General features: G+C 61.8%; 13 protein-coding genes and 1 tRNA gene. 3 read left to right on the top strand and 11 right to left on the bottom strand.

Annotated elements, in window-relative coordinates:
* Nucleotides 1–408 precede the first annotated feature (408 nt).
* Both QRN59_RS01910 and rpoB read right to left on the bottom strand, forming a co-directional pair.
* Nucleotides 409–4,308 (bottom strand): DNA-directed RNA polymerase subunit beta', encoded by a 3,900-nt coding sequence (locus QRN59_RS01910; protein ID WP_284980821.1) that lies wholly within the window; start codon nt 4,306–4,308, stop codon nt 409–411.
* A 103-nt stretch (nt 4,309–4,411) separates the two neighbouring features.
* On the bottom strand, nt 4,412–7,918 hold the full coding sequence (gene rpoB / locus QRN59_RS01915; protein ID WP_284980822.1) for a DNA-directed RNA polymerase subunit beta: 3,507 nt from the start codon (nt 7,916–7,918) through the stop codon (nt 4,412–4,414).
* Between the two features lie 408 nt (nt 7,919–8,326).
* On the opposite strand from rpoB, the gene QRN59_RS01920 reads away from it, so the two are divergent.
* Nucleotides 8,327–9,538, top strand: a complete 1,212-nt coding sequence (locus QRN59_RS01920) for an acetyl-CoA C-acetyltransferase (protein ID WP_284980823.1) — start codon at nt 8,327–8,329, stop codon at nt 9,536–9,538.
* Between the two features lie 51 nt (nt 9,539–9,589).
* Entirely contained in the window at nt 9,590–10,057 is a 468-nt protein-coding gene (locus QRN59_RS01925; RefSeq protein WP_234749045.1) for an aminoacyl-tRNA deacylase, read from the top strand.
* 152 nt (nt 10,058–10,209) lie between these two features.
* On the opposite strand, the gene rplL is transcribed toward QRN59_RS01925, so the two are convergent.
* The 9 genes from rplL to QRN59_RS01970 all read right to left on the bottom strand — a co-directional run bounded on the left by rplL (nt 10,210) and on the right by QRN59_RS01970 (nt 16,841).
* Nucleotides 10,210–10,587, bottom strand: coding sequence for a 50S ribosomal protein L7/L12 (gene rplL / locus QRN59_RS01930; RefSeq protein WP_234749044.1), 378 nt, complete (start codon nt 10,585–10,587; stop codon nt 10,210–10,212).
* Between the two features lie 76 nt (nt 10,588–10,663).
* The gene (gene rplJ / locus QRN59_RS01935) at nt 10,664–11,269 is read right to left on the bottom strand and encodes a 50S ribosomal protein L10 (protein ID WP_234749043.1); all 606 of its coding nucleotides are present in this window, start codon (nt 11,267–11,269) and stop codon (nt 10,664–10,666) included.
* A 302-nt stretch (nt 11,270–11,571) separates the two neighbouring features.
* Complete coding sequence (locus QRN59_RS01940) at nt 11,572–12,723, bottom strand: GNAT family N-acetyltransferase (RefSeq protein WP_502871010.1); 1,152 nt, start codon at nt 12,721–12,723, stop codon at nt 11,572–11,574.
* Nucleotides 12,702–13,823: a GNAT family N-acetyltransferase gene (locus QRN59_RS01945; RefSeq protein WP_284980825.1), complete on the bottom strand. Its 1,122-nt coding sequence runs from the start codon at nt 13,821–13,823 to the stop codon at nt 12,702–12,704. The genes QRN59_RS01940 and QRN59_RS01945 overlap by 22 nt, the downstream gene beginning before the upstream one ends.
* A 111-nt stretch (nt 13,824–13,934) precedes the next feature.
* Nucleotides 13,935–14,642, bottom strand: a complete 708-nt coding sequence (gene rplA / locus QRN59_RS01950) for a 50S ribosomal protein L1 (RefSeq protein ID WP_234749040.1) — start codon at nt 14,640–14,642, stop codon at nt 13,935–13,937.
* A 268-nt stretch (nt 14,643–14,910) separates the two neighbouring features.
* On the bottom strand, nt 14,911–15,339 hold the full coding sequence (gene rplK / locus QRN59_RS01955; RefSeq protein ID WP_267275888.1) for a 50S ribosomal protein L11: 429 nt from the start codon (nt 15,337–15,339) through the stop codon (nt 14,911–14,913).
* Nucleotides 15,340–15,468: 129 nt separating this feature from the next.
* Complete coding sequence (gene nusG, locus QRN59_RS01960; protein WP_284980826.1) at nt 15,469–16,290, bottom strand: transcription termination/antitermination protein NusG; 822 nt, start codon at nt 16,288–16,290, stop codon at nt 15,469–15,471.
* Nucleotides 16,291–16,404: 114 nt separating this feature from the next.
* Nucleotides 16,405–16,686 carry a preprotein translocase subunit SecE gene (gene secE / locus QRN59_RS01965; protein ID WP_059387348.1) on the bottom strand — a complete coding sequence of 94 codons (282 nt, stop codon included), beginning with the start codon at nt 16,684–16,686 and terminating at the stop codon, nt 16,405–16,407.
* 82 nt (nt 16,687–16,768) lie between these two features.
* Nucleotides 16,769–16,841: transfer RNA gene (locus QRN59_RS01970), tRNA-Trp, on the bottom strand.
* 324 nt (nt 16,842–17,165) lie between these two features.
* On the opposite strand from QRN59_RS01970, the gene QRN59_RS01975 reads away from it, so the two are divergent.
* A complete protein-coding gene (locus tag QRN59_RS01975; protein ID WP_284980827.1) occupies nt 17,166–18,395 on the top strand; it encodes a pyridoxal phosphate-dependent aminotransferase in 1,230 nt (409 codons plus the stop codon).
* The last annotated feature ends 143 nt before the right edge of the window (nt 18,396–18,538 follow it).

The raw sequence follows: 18,538 nt of genomic DNA on the forward strand, positions 1-18,538 counted from the left end.
AGAGCTTTGGCGTTGTCCATGCGGCCCAGGTCCGAAGACCCGATGGGCGTGCAAAAGTGCGGCATTCGTTGCGCACGTAGCCCGCAACCCGGAAACAGGCTCCACCGAAGCATCATGAGAACAAAACCGAAATGATGCTGCGGCGGCCTTCATCCACTGCCACACAGAACAATTACCAAAATTCTAGCATGGCTTGATCTGAGGCCTTAATCGGGTGTAAGGGGGCGAACGACGACGGCGGGTGCGGTCCGCCGTCGTCGGGCACCAGCGCTGGGCGCAAGGCCCCAAAACGGGAAGGACCCCGCACTCGCCGAGTACGGGGTCCTTACCTTGACTTGAAGACTAAGGGCAGGGCGGCAGGGTCCCTACGTGGCGCGGAACGCGACACGAAAGGGCCCGCCGTGCCCGTTAGCGGAAGTCGTTGCCGAGATCGTAGTCATCCAGCGGGATGGCGTGGAACTCGGGAGCTCCGTCGCCTCCCAGGGCGTCATACGAGAAGTCGGTGAAGGCGCTGGGGCCCGTGAACAGGCTTGCCTTTGCTTCTTCAGTCGGCTCCACGGTGACCTCGGTGTAACGGGGCAGGCCCGTACCGGCCGGGATGAGCTTACCGATGATGACGTTCTCCTTGAGCCCAAGCAGCGGGTCGCTCTTGCCTTCCATGGCCGCCTGCGTCAGAACGCGGGTGGTCTCCTGGAAGGAAGCGGCCGACAGCCAGGACTCGGTTGCCAGAGATGCCTTCGTGATACCCATCAGTTCCGGACGACCGGAAGCCGGGGTACGGCCTTCGGACACCACGCGACGGTTCTCGTCTTCGAAGCGGCTGCGCTCAGCGAGCTCGCCCGGAAGCAGATCGGAGTCGCCGGATTCGATGACGGTCACGCGGCGCAGCATCTGACGGACGATGACTTCCACGTGCTTGTCGTGGATGCCAATGCCCTGGCTGCGGTAAACGCCCTGGACCTCGTCCACCAGGAACTTCTGGGCGGCACGCGGACCCATGATGCGCAGAACCTGCTTCGGGTCCACAGGACCGTTGATCAGCTTCTGGCCGACGCTGACGTGCTCGCCATCCTCGATGAGGAGGCGGGAACGGCGCAGCACCGGGTAGGCGATCTCCTCGGAACCATCGTCCGGGGTGATGATGAGGCGCATCTGGCGCTCGGACTCTTCGATGGCGATGCGGCCGGCTGCTTCAGCAATCGGTGCAACACCCTTCGGAGTACGGGCTTCGAAGAGCTCCTGGATACGGGGCAGACCCTGGGTGATGTCGTCGCCACCGCTGGCCGAAACAGCACCACCGGTGTGGAACGTACGCATGGTCAGCTGAGTACCGGGTTCACCGATGGACTGAGCGGCGATGATGCCGACGGCCTCTCCGATGTCCACGGTCTTGCCGGTGGCCAGCGAACGGCCGTAGCAGAGAGCACAGGTACCGACCTTGGACTCACACGTGAGCACGGAACGGACCTTGACCTCGGTGATTCCGGCTGCGAGCAGCTCGGCAATGACGACGTCGCCGCAGTCAGTGCCGGCAGCTGCCAGCACCGCGCCCTTGGAGTCGACGACGTCGACGGCGAGGGTACGTGCGTAGGCGCTGTTCTCGACGTTCTCGTCAAGGACCAGCTCACCGTTGGAGTCCGGCACCGCGATTGCGGTCATAAGACCACGCTCGGTGCCACAGTCCTCTTCACGGACGATGACGTCCTGCGAAACGTCCACCAGACGACGGGTCAGGTAACCCGAGTTGGCAGTACGCAGCGCGGTGTCGGCCAGACCCTTACGGGCACCGTGCGTGGCGATGAAGTATTCCAGCACCGACAGGCCCTCGCGGTACGAGGACTTGATCGGACGCGGGATGATCTCACCCTTCGGGTTGGCCACAAGACCACGGATACCCGCGATCTGGCGGACCTGCATCCAGTTACCACGTGCACCGGAGGACACCATGCGGTTGATCGTGTTCATCGGGGACAGGCTGTCACGCATCGCCTGGGCGATTTCGTTGGTGGCCTTGTTCCAGATCTCGATCAGTTCCTGGCGACGCTCGTCGTCGTCGATCAGGCCCTTGTCGTACTGGCCCTGGATCTTGGCAGCCATGGTCTCGTAGCCGGCCAGGATGGCCGGCTTCGAGGTGGGCACCTCGATGTCGGAGATTGCCACGGTCACGCCCGAGCGGGTTGCCCAGTAGAAACCGGCGTCCTTCAGGTTGTCCAGCGTTGCAGCCGTGACAACCTTCGGGTAGCGCTCTGCGAGGTCGTTGACGATCCGGGACAGCTCGCCCTTGTCGGCAACAGCCTCAACCCACGGGTAGTCATCCGGCAGGGTCTCGTTGAAGAGAACCTGGCCGAGGGAGGTCTGGACCAGTGCGGTCTGACCCGGCTCCCAACCTTCCGGAGCTTCCCAGCCGGCGTAAGGGACAAAGCCCTCAAGGCGGATCTTGACCTGGGAGTTCAGGTGCAGCTCGCGGGCATCGTAGGCCATGATGGCTTCCGCAACCGAGGAGAAGATGCGGCCTTCGCCTGCGGAACCAACGCGCTTGGTGGTCAGGTGGTACAGACCGATGATCATGTCCTGCGAAGGCAGGGTCACCGGACGGCCATCAGACGGCTTCAAGATGTTGTTGGAGGACAGCATCAGGATGCGGGCTTCAGCCTGCGCTTCGGGGCTCAGCGGCAGGTGGACTGCCATCTGGTCGCCGTCGAAGTCGGCGTTGAAGGCGCCACAAACCAGCGGGTGAAGCTGGATGGCCTTGCCTTCAACAAGCTGCGGCTCGAATGCCTGGATGCCGAGGCGGTGCAGGGTAGGTGCACGGTTGAGCAGCACCGGGTGTTCGGTGATGATCTCTTCCAGCACGTCCCAGACCTGCGGGCGGTAACGCTCGACCATGCGCTTTGCCGACTTGATGTTCTGGGCGTGGTTGAGGTCAACCAGTCGCTTCATCACGAACGGCTTGAAGAGCTCCAGGGCCATCTGCTTGGGCAGACCACACTGGTGCAGCTTCAGCTGCGGGCCGACGACGATGACCGAACGGCCGGAGTAGTCGACGCGCTTGCCGAGCAGGTTCTGGCGGAAACGACCCTGCTTGCCCTTGAGCATGTCACTCAGGGACTTCAGCGGACGGTTGCCCGGACCCGTGACCGGACGGCCGCGACGGCCGTTGTCGAAGAGGCTGTCAACAGCTTCCTGAAGCATGCGCTTCTCGTTGTTGACGATGATCTCCGGAGCACCGAGGTCAAGCAGTCGCTTGAGTCGGTTGTTGCGGTTGATCACACGGCGGTAGAGGTCGTTGAGGTCGGAGGTCGCGAAGCGGCCACCGTCCAGCTGGACCATCGGGCGCAGTTCCGGCGGGATCACCGGGACGGCGTCCAGCACCATACCAAGCGGGCTGTTGTTGGTGGTCAGGAATGCATTGACAACCTTCAGGCGCTTGAGGGCACGGGTCTTGCGCTGGCCCTTGCCGTTCTGGATGGTGTCGCGCAGGGACTCCGACTCTGCCTGCATGTCGAAGTTCTCAAGACGCTTCTTGATGGCTTCGGCACCCATGGAGCCTTCGAAGTACATGCCGTAGCGGTCGCGCAGTTCGCGGTACAGGCCTTCGTCACCTTCGAGGTCGGCGACCTTGAGGTTCTTGAAGCGGTCCCAGACCTGCTCGAGGCGCTCGATCTCAGCATCCGCGCGCTTGCGGACGTTGGCCATCTGACGGTCCGCAGAGTCGCGGGCCTTCTTCTTGTCTGCAGCCTTGGCGCCTTCACCTTCGAGGCGGGCAAGCTCGTCCTCAAGGTCGCGGGCGATCGTGGCGATGTCGCTGTCGCGGTTGTCGACGAGCTGCTTCTTCTCGAGGTCGTGCTCCACCTGAAGGTTCGGCAATTCCGCGTGACGGCTCTCGGTGTCGACGCTGGTGATCATGTAGGCAGCGAAGTAGATGACCTTTTCAAGGTCCTTCGGTGCCAGGTCAAGGAGGTAGCCCAAGCGGGAGGGAACACCCTTGAAGTACCAGATGTGCGTGACGGGAGCGGCCAGCTCAATGTGGCCCATGCGCTCGCGGCGCACCTTGGCGCGGGTGACTTCAACGCCACAACGCTCGCAGATGATGCCCTTGAAGCGCACGCGCTTGTACTTGCCGCAGTAGCATTCCCAGTCCCGGGACGGGCCGAAGATCTTCTCGCAGAAGAGGCCGTCCTTCTCGGGCTTGAGCGTGCGGTAGTTGATTGTTTCCGGCTTCTTGACCTCACCGTAAGACCAGCCGCGGATGTCTTCCGCGGTGGCGAGGCCGATCTGCATGAGGCCGAAGGAGGATTCGCTGGACATATGGTCCCTGTTCTCTCTTGTTCTCTAAATTCTGAAGTCTTGGGTTTACGGAAAGAGGCAGCTGCCTTGGCTGGCGGTCTGCACCGCCAGCCAGAGCGGCTGTTTAGACCTCTTCTACGGAGCTGGGCTCTGCGCGAGACAGATCAATGCCCAGTTCTTCCGCAGCCGTAAAGACTGCGTCATCAGAGTCACGCATTTCGATCGTCGTACCGTCCGTGGAAAGAACTTCCACGTTCAGGCACAGCGACTGCATTTCCTTGATCAAGACCTTGAAGGATTCCGGAACGCCAGGCTCGGGGATGTTCTCGCCCTTGACGATGGCTTCGTAGACCTTCACGCGGCCGTGGATATCGTCCGACTTGATCGTCAGCAGTTCCTGGAGGGTGTAGGCAGCGCCGTATGCTTCGAGCGCCCACACTTCCATTTCACCGAAGCGCTGGCCACCGAACTGTGCCTTACCACCCAGCGGCTGCTGCGTGATCATGGAGTACGGGCCGGTGGAGCGCGCGTGGATCTTGTCGTCCACCAGGTGGTGGAGCTTCAGGATGTACATGTAGCCCACGGAGATCGGGTCCGGGAACGGCTCGCCGGAGCGGCCGTCGAACAGACGGGTCTTACCGGAGGAATCGATCAGACGGTCACCGTCGCGGGTCACGTTGGTGGAATCCAGCAGACCTGTGATTTCCTCTTCGCGTGCACCGTCGAACACCGGGGTGGCGACAGTGGTCTGGCCGGATTCACGAGGCAGGTTCGGGAGGTTCTTGACCCACTCCGGCTCGCCTTCAATCTTCCAACCGGTCTTGGCAACCCAGCCGAGGTGCGTTTCAAGCACCTGGCCGACGTTCATACGACCCGGAACACCCAGGGGGTTCAGGACGATGTCCACCGGCGTACCGTCGGCAAGGAACGGCATGTCTTCGATCGGCAGGATCTTGGAGATGACGCCCTTGTTACCGTGGCGGCCGGCGAGCTTGTCGCCGTCGGTGATCTTGCGCTTGGCAGCAACGTAGACGCGGACCAGCTGGTTGACACCCGGGGGCAGCTCGTCGTCGTTGTCGCGGTCGAAGACGCGCACGCCGATAACCGTGCCGGACTCACCGTGGGGAACCTTCAGGGAGGTGTCACGCACTTCGCGAGACTTTTCGCCGAAGATCGCACGGAGGAGGCGCTCTTCCGGAGTCAGTTCGGTTTCACCCTTCGGGGTGACCTTGCCGACCAGGATGTCGCCCGCTTCAACCTCGGCACCGATGTGGATGATGCCGCGCTCGTCCAGTCCTGCGAGGACTTCCTCAGACACGTTGGGGATGTCACGGGTGATTTCCTCGGCACCAAGCTTGGTGTCGCGGGCATCGATCTCGTGCTCCTCGATGTGGATGGAGGAAAGAACGTCCTCAGCGACGATGCGCTGCGACAGGATGATGGCGTCCTCGAAGTTGTGGCCTTCCCAGGACATGAATGCCACGAGAAGGTTCTTGCCGAGGGCGAGTTCACCCTGGTCCGTTGCCGGGCCGTCAGCGATGATGCCGCCGAGTTCGAGGCGCTGGCCTTCGTTGACCAAGACACGGTGGTTGTAGCAGTTGCCCTGGTTGGAACGGGCGAACTTGTTGATGCGGTAGCTGGTTTCCGTGCCGTCGTCGTTGAGCATGGTGACGAGGTCAGCGGAAACTTCGTTGACGACACCGGCCTTCTTCGCGATGACGACGTCACCGGCGTCGACGGCTGCAGCGCGCTCCATGCCGGTACCCACGAACGGGGCCTCGGAACGGACCAGCGGCACGGCCTGGCGCTGCATGTTGGCACCCATGAGTGCGCGGTTTGCATCGTCATGCTCGAGGAACGGAATCAGGGCGGTAGCCACGGACACCATCTGGCGAGGGGAAACGTCCATGAACTGAACTTCGCCGGCCGGAACCAGAACGGGCTCGCCTCCACCACCACGGGCACGGACAAGCACGGTTTCTTCCGCGAACTTCTTGTCGGCATCCAGCGGTGCGTTGGCCTGTGCAATCAGGACTTCGGCTTCGTCGTCGGCGGTGAGGTACTGGACCTCGTCGGAAACGACGCCTTCGGACACCAGGCGGTACGGAGTCTCGATGAAACCGAACGGGTTGATGCGGCCGTAGGAAGCCAGCGAACCGATCAGACCGATGTTCGGGCCTTCAGGAGTTTCGATAGGGCACATACGTCCGTAGTGGGACGGGTGAACGTCTCGGACTTCCATGCCTGCGCGGTCACGGGACAGACCACCCGGGCCAAGAGCCGACAGGCGGCGCTTGTGGGTCAGACCCGACAACGGGTTGTTCTGGTCCATGAACTGCGACAGCTGGGACGTTCCGAAGAACTCCTTGATGGCTGCCACAACCGGGCGGATGTTAATCAGGGTCTGCGGGGTGATCGCTTCGACGTCCTGCGTGGTCATGCGTTCGCGGACGACGCGTTCCATGCGGGACAGGCCGGTGCGGACCTGGTTTTCGATCAGTTCGCCGACGGCGCGGATGCGGCGGTTGCCGAAGTGGTCGATGTCATCGATCTCGACGCGGAGCTCGTGGTCTTCGCCATCGCGCTTGCCCATGAGGGTCTTCTCGCCGGCGTGAAGCGCGACGAGGAACTTGATCATGGCCACGATGTCTTCAACGTGCAGGACCGAAGCTTCCTTGTCGCCAAGGGAGCGGTCGATGCCGAGCTTGCGGTTGATCTTGTAACGGCCAACCTTCGCCAGATCGTAGCGCTTGGCGTTGAAGTACAGGTTGTCCAGCAGGGACTGGGCAGCCTCGACGGTGGGCGGCTCGCCCGGACGCAGCTTGCGGTAGATGTCCAGCAGGGCGTCTTCGCGGGTTTCGGTGGCGTCCTTCTCCAGCGTTGCGCGCATGGAGTCGTACTGGCCGAACTCTTCGAGGATCTGGCCTTCGGTCCAACCAAGGGCCTTCAGCAGAACGGTGACCGACTGCTTGCGCTTGCGGTCGAGGCGCACGCCGACCTGGTCGCGCTTGTCGATTTCGAGCTCGAACCATGCACCGCGGGACGGGATGATCTTTGCAGTGAAGATGTCCTTGTCGCTGGTCTTGTCAGCGGTGCGCTCAAAGTAGGCGCCCGGCGAACGGACCAGCTGGGAGACGACGACACGCTCGGTGCCGTTGACGACGAACGTTCCCTTCTCGGTCATGAGAGGGAAATCGCCCATGAACACGGTCTGCTGCTTGATTTCACCCGTGTTGTTGTTCATGAACTCGGCCTTGACATACAGCGGTGCCGAGTAAGTGGCGTCACGGTCTTTGCATTCGGCCATGGTGTACTTCGGATCAGCGAACTCCGGCTCGGAGAAGCTCAGGGACATAGTGCCCTGGAAGTCCTCGATGGGGGAGATCTCTTCGAAGATGTCAGCAAGTCCAGAGGTGGTGGCGACGCTCAGGTCGCCCTCCTCGACGGCCTTCGCTACCCGCGACTGCCAGCGTTCGTTTCCGACCAGCCAGTCGAAGCTGTCTGTCTGCAGTGCGAGCAGATTCGGAACGTCCAGCGGTTCGTGAATCTTTGCGAATGAGAGCCGGCGAGTTGCACCATCGGTGCTTGCCGTATTAGCGGTTTCGTTATTAGAGGTGCTCGAGGCGACCAAGAGGGATCCTTCCACAGACCTTCAGGCGTTTTCAGATCTCCCCCGCTTGCACCCTGCAGATTGAATCCGCAGTGTACCTTTCCGGTTCCGCTATATGACCCGGGACCCCGGCTGACCAAGACCATGCTCGTTCTAACGGCACGTCGATGGCGCAGCTGAGAGGTAAAGCCCACCGCTATATGAAGGCTGAAGGTTAACAGGGAAGACGCAAATATCCACAATACGGCAAATCAACCCACCTGTCTACCCCACATCCGGCCTGAATGCAAGCACAGTTGCCGCAGGCACCTATGGGGCCCGGCCCCATACTGCCGTGGGCGGAATGTTGATCCAGGCTCCATTGTTGAATGGAGAGGTGATGTACGCCACGGTAACCTAGGCTCACCACCCTTGATCGGAAGAGAGACAATGAGCACCCCCTCAGACACAACGGACAACAACAACGACGTTGTCATCCTTTCCGCCAGCCGTACCCCACAGGGACGGTTGAACGGGCAACTGGCCGGGCTCACCGCCGTCGAGCTCGGTGCTCACGCCATTTCGGGCGCCATTGCGGCGAGCGGACTCACCTCGGACAAAGTGGACGCAGTGATTATGGGACAGGTCCTGCAGGCAGGCGCCGGCCAGAATCCGGCCCGGCAAAGCGCCATCGCCGCCGGAATCGGCTGGAACATCCCGGCCGTCACCATCAACAAGGTCTGCCTCTCCGGACTGACTGCCGTGATCGATGCCGCGCGAATGATCCGCAGCGGCGACGCCGTCGTCGTGGTTGCCGGCGGCCAGGAATCGATGAGCCGTGCTCCCCACTTGCTGCCCGGTTCGAGGCAAGGGTGGAGCTATGGGGCGATCCAGGCCCTCGACGTCGCGGCCCATGACGGCCTCACCGATGCGTTTGATGGCCAGTCAATGGGCCTGTCCACCGAGATCAAGAACCTCTCTCTAGGAATCGACCGCCGGTCCCAGGATGAAGTGGCCGCCGCTTCGCACCAGCGCGCGGCTGCGGCCGCCGCGCAAGGAGTGTTCGACGGCGAGATCACACCCATCAGCGTCAAACAGCGCAAGGGAGAACCCTTGGTGCTGACAAGTGACGAAGGCGTGCGCCCCCAGACAACGCTTGAGACGTTGGCCCCACTGAAGGGCGCCTTTGCCACCGACGGAACCATCACCGCCGGCAACTCCTCTCCCCTGTCCGACGGCGCCTCCGCACTCGTGCTCACGAGCCGTCGCTTTGCCGAGGAAAACGGCCTTGACTACCTTGCCGTCGTCGGCAAGCCCGGCCAGGTAGCGGGACCCGACAACAGCCTGCATTCGCAGCCTTCCAACGCGATACGGCACGCGCTGGACCGCGCTGGGTGGACAACGGCCGATCTGGACTTCATCGAGATCAACGAAGCCTTCGGCTCGGTTGCGGTGCAGTCCTTGAAGGACCTGGACTATCCCTTGGAGAAGTGCAACGTCCATGGCGGAGCAATTGCGATTGGACACCCGATCGGCGCTTCAGGAGCGCGGCTTGCCCTCCACGCCGCCCACGAGCTGAAGCGTCGCGGTAAGGGCAAAGCGGCGGTCGCCCTCTGTGGTGGCGGCGGCCAGGGCGAAGCACTGCTTCTCTACCGCGACTAGGTATTCGGCGTATTCGGCAGGAGAGCGGCCATGACTGGAAATGGAGCATGAATGCGGGGCACTGAGCGATTCCTCGCCGACGCGGCAGCCCGCGGACTCGACGTCCAACTCGTGGAGCGGGCGGCGGCAAGCAGCCTTGACGAAGCGGCGCGCATCATGGGGATCACACCGGCAGATATCGTGAAGTCCCTTGTGGTCAAGCACCGGGATGGTACGTTCCTGTTTGCGCTGGTTCCGGGTGACCGGCAGATCTCCTGGCCCAAGCTGCGCGCCCTTCTGGGCGTCAACAAGCTGTCCATGCCCTCCGCCGACATCGCTTTCGAGGCAACCGGCTATGAGCGCGGCACCATCACGCCGCTGGGAAGTTCGAAGCCCTGGCCTGTCTATGCGGATGCCAGCATCGCGGGACGCAGGATCTCCATGGGCGCAGGCGAACACGGATTCAGCGCTTTCGTGAAGGCCGATGAGCTGGCGGCCGCGCTGCAGGCGGTAGTAGCCGACATCAGCGATCCCATCTGACCCTTCCAAACGCAACGCGGGGTCACTTACGGCCCATCCAGCAGCGCGCAGTGGGCCGTAAGTGACCCCGCGTTGCTCTTAAATGCAGGAAGCCCGCCCGGACGAATCCGGACGGGGCTTCCTGGGTAAAGCGAATTACCTGAAAACGCGAGTTACTTGACAGTAACCGTGGCGCCTGCAGCTTCGAGCTGGTCCTTGGCCTTCTCAGCGGCTTCCTTGGTGGCGCCTTCGAGAACAGCCTTCGGTGCACCGTCAACCAGGTCCTTGGCTTCCTTGAGGCCGAGGGAGGTGATGGCGCGAACTTCCTTGATCACTGCGATCTTCTTTTCACCGGCAGCTTCGAGGATGACATCGAATTCGGTCTTCTCTTCAACTTCTTCGCCAGCGCCGGCGCCAGCCGGGCCTGCAACTGCAACAGCAGCAGCAGTAACTTCGAAGGTCTCTTCGAAGAGCTTGACGAACTCGGAGAGCTCGATGATGGTCAGTTCCTTGAAAGCTTCAATGAGCTCTTCGTTGCTGAGCTTCGCCATGTTTGGCGTCCTTCCTTTAGGTGGTGCTGCCACGGACGTCGTCCGTTACTGCACCGCAGTTTGAATGGGGGAGAACTTAGTTCTCTTCGGTTGCTGCTTCAGCGGCTTCCGCCGGAGCGGCAGCCTCTTCTGCAGCAGCCTCGGCGGGAGCCTCTTCGGCAGCCGGTGCTTCTTCAGCGGCCGGTGCTACAGCGCCGCCCTCTTCTTCAAGCTTGAGGCGCAGAGCGTCAATGATGCGTGCAGCAGCGGCAGCAGGTGCCTTGAGGATGCCTGCAACCTTGGCGAGCTGCAGCTCACGGGACTCGAGGGCTGCCAGTGCGGCAACCTCTGCTGCGTTCAGTGCCTTGCCTTCGAAGTAGCCGGTCTTGATGACCAGCTGCTTGTTGACCTTGGCAAAGTCCGTCAGGCTCTTGGCGGCAGCAACCGCGTCACCCTTGATGAATGCAATTGCAGTGGGGCCGGCGAGCTGACCGTCGAATGCTTCGACACCAGCTTCCTTGGCTGCAATGGCGGTCAGGGTGTTCTTGACGACCGAGAACTTGGTGTCCAGGCCGAGAGAAACACGCAGCTGCTTGAGCTGTGCAACAGAGAGCCCGCGGTATTCGGTCAGGACAGCGGCGTTCGATTCCTTGAAATCGTTGGTGATCTCAGCTACTGCAGAGATCTTGCTAGGCGTTGCCATAACCCTCCTTCCGGGGAATAAAGCCGGTTTTCCGGGTCCCCGCTCAAAAGAGCTGCAACTAAAAAACGCCCCGCGCAGATGCACGGGGCTTGGCTCGACACGATCCAGTGATCGCGGAGATTTGCTTCGTTCACCTGCGCCGGCCGCCCTTTGTCAGGGTCCTTCGTCAAGGAAACCACTTGGTTCTTCCGCGCGTAGCTGCAGAGTTGAGCTGCGCCCGGAGGAGTGGATTCCCATCAACCGACGGTCTTTGGTAGTTCAAGCTTACGGGACGGGCAAGTGCATCGCCAAATCGCGCCGCCTCACTCGGAGGAGGTGACCCTCGGGCCCATGTTCGGCAGTTCCTTCTGCCACAGACCGGTGACCCCGGCCGTGGTGAACCCCAATTGCTTGTTCACCGTCAGCAGGTACCGGTTCTCCGGGGCATTCCAGGTGTAGATCACCCGGGCGTCGGGAAACTGTTCGCTGAGCCGTTGCATATTGGCGACCTTGATGAGGAGCCCGAGTTTGTTTCCCCGGTGTTCCTGCAGCACGATCGTGTCGTCCTGGAAGACGACATCCTGGCGTTGCGCCAGGACGCCGATCGTGGTGAGCCCGACGATCCGCCCGCTGGCGACATGCTCGACGGCGGTGACCACCGTTCGGCGCCCCTGCGCGACGGCGGCGTCTTCCGCCTGGCGCAACACACCGGCGTCGAACACTAACTGCTGCTGTTCGGCTTCCGCGGTCTCACTGCCCTCGGACACTACTTCCCCGGCCGCGTTCTCCAGCGCGGCCACAGCTTCGAGCCACTGTTGCGGGCAACGGTCGGTCCAGTGGTGGACCCGATAGCGGCCGGCGTTCGCGACTTCCGCTTCGGCCTCAAGCTCGGCGACGAGTTTTGAATCCAGTGGAAGCGCACAGGAACTGAACTGCTCTATGTGCTGGAGGGTGTAGCCCGTGCGACGGGCAAAATCGACTTCGCGGCTGGCCAAGGGAACGAAGCCCAGGCCGCTGCCAGGTACGAGCTGGCCCTCGGCACCACCCCGCAACGACTCGGCAGGGTGGTTGGTGTCCACCATGATCATCGTCCGGCCCTCGCTTTTGGCGAAATGTTCGGCGGCTTCCAGAAGCTGCCGGCCGACGCCCCTGCGCTGGAACTCAGGAAGGATGTCGAGGGTGAACTCGGCCAGGTCCATGTTATCGGCAAGGGGCAGCGCGATGTCCACCGTACCCACAATGCGGCCGTCAACGCGGGCAACGAGAATGACCTGGCGTTCGTAAGGGTCGCCGAGTTCGAGCAGTTTCTCCAACGGAGTGTAGGCGAGATCGTCCGTGCCCCAGATCTGCATGCGGACCCTGCGGCTGACTTCGACGGCGGCCAGGAAGTCCTTTGCGTCATCGGCGTCAAGGGAATCCGGGATCCAGAGTTGGCCGATCTCCACCGTGCTCGTCATTTGATCCTCTTTTGCCATTCGCCGTCGTATCCCGCCGGTTTGAAGCCGAGCTGTACGTTGATGGACAGCATATGTTCGTTTTCCTCGGCGTTAAAAGTCATGACGCGCCGGACTGCTGGATATTCCGTTTGCAGCCTGCGCAGATTGGCCAGTTTCACGAGCATTCCCAGTCCATGGCCCCGGTGCGGCTTCGCCACCAAAGTATCGTCCTGCTCGGCCACCCAAGGCTTCGAGGGATCAAGGTAGATCACCGTGTAGGCGACGAGGTCCCCCGTCGACCGATGTTGTGCGGCGGCCACAAGGGCAGTCTGGCCTTCGGCAAGCGTGGTGTCCTCGAGTTGCCTGACGCGGGCGGCGTCCCAGGCCTCTGCCTCGATCTCAAGGCCGCCCGCCGGGGTATCCGTGCTCATCCGGCCCATCAGCCCGGCCAGGTGGTCCACGTATTCGCCGGGGCAACGGTTCGTCCAGGCAAGGACCGCATAAGCGGCGTCGGCTTTGGAATGCGCGGCAAGCTCCAGCCTTGCCCACTCCGCGTCATGGTCCATGTCCAGGCTGCTGAATCTGCTGGCCTGTTCCAAGGCGTATCCGTTCTTGAGGCAAAAGACTACTCCCGGACCATCGTCGGGCACTCCCCCCGGTGCTGCGGCCGGATCCAAGGATCCTGCTCCTGCTCCTGCTCCTGCTCCTGCTCTTGCTCCTGCGGGGCCGATCGGGTGTTCGGTGTGCGCCTGAAGGACATGCCTCCCCTGAGCCACCGCTACCCCCTCGACCGTGCGGAGCAATGCGGTTCCGATTCCTTGCCGGCGGTGCCCCTCCAGAACATCTACTTGGAGCCAAGCGGTATGGACGTTGTCCTTGAGCGGAACCTGGCAGGAAGCGTGCCCGACGATTCTTCCGTCAACCCGGGCGAAGAAGTTCCTTGAGGCCTCGTATGGGGTATCGCGCCATCCGGCGAGCCGGCCCTGTGCCGACGATGCCCGGTCCAGGCTTCCCCAGGTTTCCAACACCATCATGTCCATCACGGAAAAGAGCTCCCGCAAATCCTTGCCGTCCGGCCCATCCGGGGACTCCGGCAGGTGGAGCTCATGGATGCTGAAATCCGGATGCCGGCCTGTCATGCCCTCAGCCTAATCAGCGGCCGCCACCCGCGATAGGTGCCGGTTGCCTACAACGAAAGGACCGCCCGGCGATTGCCGGACGGTCCTTTCAGAGTCGCTGCTCCCGGTGCCTTACGCCTCGGTGAGGACCTTGGTGACGTTCGGGTCAACCGAGATGCCCGGGCCGAACGTGGTGGCGACCGTAGCCTTCTGGATGTAGCGGCCCTTGGAAGCGGACGGCTTCAGGCGAAGCACCTCTTCCAGAGCGGCTGCGTAGTTCTCGGCCAGCTTCAGTTCATCGAAGGAAACCTTGCCGATGATGAAGTGCAGGTTCGAGTGCTTGTCGACGCGGAAGTCGATCTTGCCACCCTTGATGTCGTTGACAGCCTTGGTGACGTCTGCGGTCACGGTACCGGTCTTCGGGTTCGGCATGAGGTTACGCGGGCCGAGGACCTTACCGAGACGGCCAACCTTGCCCATGAGATCAGGGGTTGCCACTGCGGCGTCGAAGTCGGTCCAGCCGGCTGCGATCTTTTCGATCAGGTCATCGGAACCAACGAAGTCGGCGCCTGCAGCGATTGCTGCTTCAGCCTTGTCGCCCGTTGCGAAAACCAGGACGCGGGCAGTCTTACCCGTGCCGTGCGGCAGGTTGACGGTGCCGCGGACCATCTGGTCGGCCTTACGCGGGTCAACGCCCAAACGGAAAGCGACCTCAACGGTGGCGTCGAACTTGGACGGGTTGGTGTCCTTGGCGAGCTTTATGGCCTCGAACGGGGCGTAGAACTTGTCTGCCTCGATCTTGGCTACGGCTGCCTCATATGCTTTGCTGCGCTTTGCCATGCTGCTTATTCTCCTTGTGCAGTTGTGGTCTGCGGACCGCGCTGGGCCCTGCCACAGTTGGAAATCCGGCGTGGATCTCCAACATTTTCAATGTTTCAATGGTGCCGGTTTCCCGGCGGTGCTATCCGGCGTCGTCGGTTTCCCGAAACAAGCGCCACGTAGCGGTAAGGGAATTAACCCTCGACGGTATCTAATTGTCGAAAGTCTCCGGGACTCACTTCCGGCGAGTGCTTCGTTCCTCAGCCCTCACCGTCCGTTCATTCCTCGACTATTCGACGGTGATGCCCATGGAGCGTGCGGTGCCGGCGATGATCTTGGCAGCGCCCTCAAGGCTGGTGGCGTTGAGGTCTTCCATCTTGGTGGTGGCGATCTCGTTAACCTGCGCTTGGGTCAGCTTGGCAACCTTGACGGTGTGCGGCGTGGGCGAACCCTTGGCAACGCCTGCAGCCTTCTTGATGAGCTCTGCAGCCGGCGGGGTCTTGGTGATGAAGGTGAAGGAACGGTCTTCGTAGACCGTGATTTCAACCGGGATAACGTTTCCGCGCTGGGCTTCCGTTGCAGCGTTGTACGCCTTGCAGAATTCCATGATGTTGACACCGTGCTGGCCAAGCGCAGGACCGATCGGCGGGGCCGGGTTGGCGGCACCTGCCTGGATCTGCAGCTTGATGAGGCCGGTGACCTTCTTCTTGGGAGCCAATGTAGGTCCTTCTCTCAATAACTTCCTAGGACACAGGAGCGTGCCTCAGGTTTGTGGCCGCCATGGCAAGGCGACCGACCGCTCCGTGGCTGCTAAGCGGGCAACCGCGGGGCGAAATTCTTGGATCAACTAGATCTTGGTGACCTGGTTGAATGCGAGCGTAACCGGGGTTTCGCGTTCGAAGATCGACACCAGGACCACAAGCGTCTGGGAATCCATCTTGATCTCGGAGATCGTGGCGGGAAGGGTCTCGAACGGACCTTCCTTGACGATGACGGACTCTCCGACCTCGAAGTCGATGTCGACGGGCGTCTGGTGCTGCTTGTTGACCGGCTTGCCCTTTTCGGCCTGCTGCTCTTCGAAGACCGGCGCCAGCATCGAGAAGACCTCGTCGAGGCGAAGCGGGACCGGGTTGTGTGCGTTGCCAACGAAGCCGGTGACACCCGGGGTATGGCGGACTGCGCCCCAGGATGCGTCCGTCAGGTCCATGCGGACGAGGACGTAACCCGGAATGCGTACGCGGTTGATGATCTTGCGCTGGGCGTTCTTGATCTCAACGACTTCCTCCATGGGCACCTGGATCTCGAAGATGTAATCTTCCATGTCCAGGGTCTGGATGCGGGTCTCAAGGTTCGCCTTGACGCGGTTTTCATAGCCGGCGTAGGAGTGGATGACGTACCAGTCACCCTCCTGGCGGCGAAGCTTGGCCTTGAACTCCTCAGCGGGGTCGGCGGGCGCTACGGCTGCAGCGGCGGCCAGGGCGTCGGCGTCGTCGGCAGTTTCGTCCTCGGCGTCGTCGGACTCATCCTGGTCGACGTCGTCAACGTCGGCAGTTTCGGGCGCAGCAGAATCGACCTCGGATCCTTCCACGGCGTCAGCCGTGGCATGGGCCGTGCTTTCAGCGGGCCCATCCAGCTCAGTCTCAGTTACCTCGAGCTCCTGCTCAGACACTTGGTCTCCTGCTTCCTCATTGCCTAACATGCCTATTTAAATGGCTCAATTCCGCAAACCCTGCGAAATCCCTTGATTTTCCGGGGATTCCACGCGGTTTGCGGAGCGATCCGCCTAGTGGTTCGTGGTGCCAGTGGCGCCGAAAACCCATTTGATTCCCGTGCCGAAAGCCAGGTCCAGGATGGTGACGACAAGCATCATGATGGCCACGAACACCAGCACCACGACTGTGTAGTTGACCAGTTCCTTACGGGTGGGGGCAACTACCTTCTTGAGCTCGCCAATTACCTGGCGAACAAAAAGTGCAATTCGAGCGAAGAGGCCGGAATCGGACTTCTTGGCAGGGCGGCCCTTCGAGCTGCTCGCAGCTGTTTCGGTCACCTGATCCTCACTCATCTATGCAAACGTCGTTGACCCGACTCTGATCAGAGTCATGGTTGCTGCGCTTGTTCCGAGGAGAACCCCGGAACAGCTTGCGCAGGGCAGACAGGACTCGAACCTGCAACCTGCGGTTTTGGAGACCGCTGCGCTACCAATTGCGCCACTACCCTATGGAACGAATCCATATTTTGGCCACACTCCATCAAAGCCAAGGAATCCAGAAGAACACGAGATTCCGGAGCCAATCTGGGGCGCGAACCATTGTGATGTTTTTCAACACCGGTGAACCAGTCTACGCAACAACGTCGCGATAGTCGAACCGGGCCATTTCCGGAGTGTTCAGGCCTTCTCGCTCGTGTGATCAGCGCTCGGTTGTTCAACCTGCACTGTCACTTTCCCGACGTTAGCCCGATAGCTCCGCAGAACAGCATAAAGTAGATTCCGTCGAATCCCACCATCCAGCTCATGAGCTGCCCGCGAAGAACGGTGCTTTAATGTCTGCCGGAATACCTGCCGCCCGCATTTCACAGCGAATTTCCGCCATCGCCGAATCCGCCACCCTTGCCGTTGACGCCAAGGCCAAGGCGCTCAAGGCAGCGGGTCGCCCCGTGATTGGCTTCGGCGCCGGGGAGCCCGACTTCCCGACACCCGATTACATCGTCAAGGCGGCCGTTGAGGCCGCCGCCCAGCCGAAGTACCACCGATACTCCCCTGCCGCGGGCCTGCCGGAGCTGAAGCAGGCTATTGCGGACAAGACGTTCCGCGATTCGGGCTACAAGGTTGACGCTTCCCAGGTGATGGTCACCAATGGCGGCAAGCAGGCTGTCTACAACACCTTCGCCACACTGGTTGATCCGGGCGACGAAGTAATCATCCCCACGCCTTTCTGGACCACCTACCCGGAGGCAATCCGCTTGGCCGGAGGCGTTCCCGTTGAGGTCTTCGCCGGCCCGGAACAGGGTTACCTGGTCACCGTGGAGCAGCTCGAGGCCGCAGTCACCGACAGGACGAAGATCCTGCTTTTCGTTTCCCCGTCCAACCCCACCGGCGCCGTCTACAGCGCCGAACAGGTGGCAGAAATCGGAAAGTGGGCGGCGGCCAAGGGCCTCTGGGTTGTCACTGACGAAATCTATGAGCACCTGACGTACGACGGCGTCCCCTTCACCTCAATTGCCACTGCCGCCCCCGAACTCGGCGACAAGGTAGTCATCCTCAACGGTGTCGCCAAGACCTACGCCATGACCGGATGGCGCGTCGGATGGATGATCGGCCCGGCCGACGTCATCAAGGCCGCTACCAACCTCCAGTCGCACGCGACGTCGAACGTTTCCAACATCATGCAGATCGCAGCCCTGGCTGCAGTCTCGGGCCCGCTGACCGCCGTCGACGAAATGAAGGTCGCCTTCGACCGCCGCCGCAAGGCGATTGTCGCCGGACTGAACGCGATCGAGGGTGTGGAATGCCCGACGCCGACCGGCGCCTTCTACGTGTACGCCGACGTCCGAGGACTGCTGGGCAAGGAATTCCCGACGTCGAACGGTCCCGTCCGTCCGTCAACCTCCGCTGAGCTTGCCTCACTGATCCTCGACGAAGTTGAGGTCGCGATTGTTCCGGGCGAGGCCTTCGGCCCCTCCGGTTTCGTGCGCCTCTCCTACGCGTTGGGCGACGACGACCTCGCCGAAGGCGTTCGACGCCTCCAGGAATTCCTCGGCCGGGCCAAGTAGCCTTCCGCTTCCACAAACGCTCGCTCACCTTGGGATAAAGGTGAGCGGGCGTTTGGGTTTAAGGCGTTAAAGGTGAGCGGGCGTTTGGGGCGGGTTCAAGGGGTCGTTGCAACACCTGAGTGATTGGTGGGTGTTGTGGTGGG

Origin of the sequence: Arthrobacter sp. efr-133-TYG-118, from assembly GCF_030209755.1 — a bacterium.
Classification (GTDB): domain Bacteria; phylum Actinomycetota; class Actinomycetes; order Actinomycetales; family Micrococcaceae; genus Arthrobacter.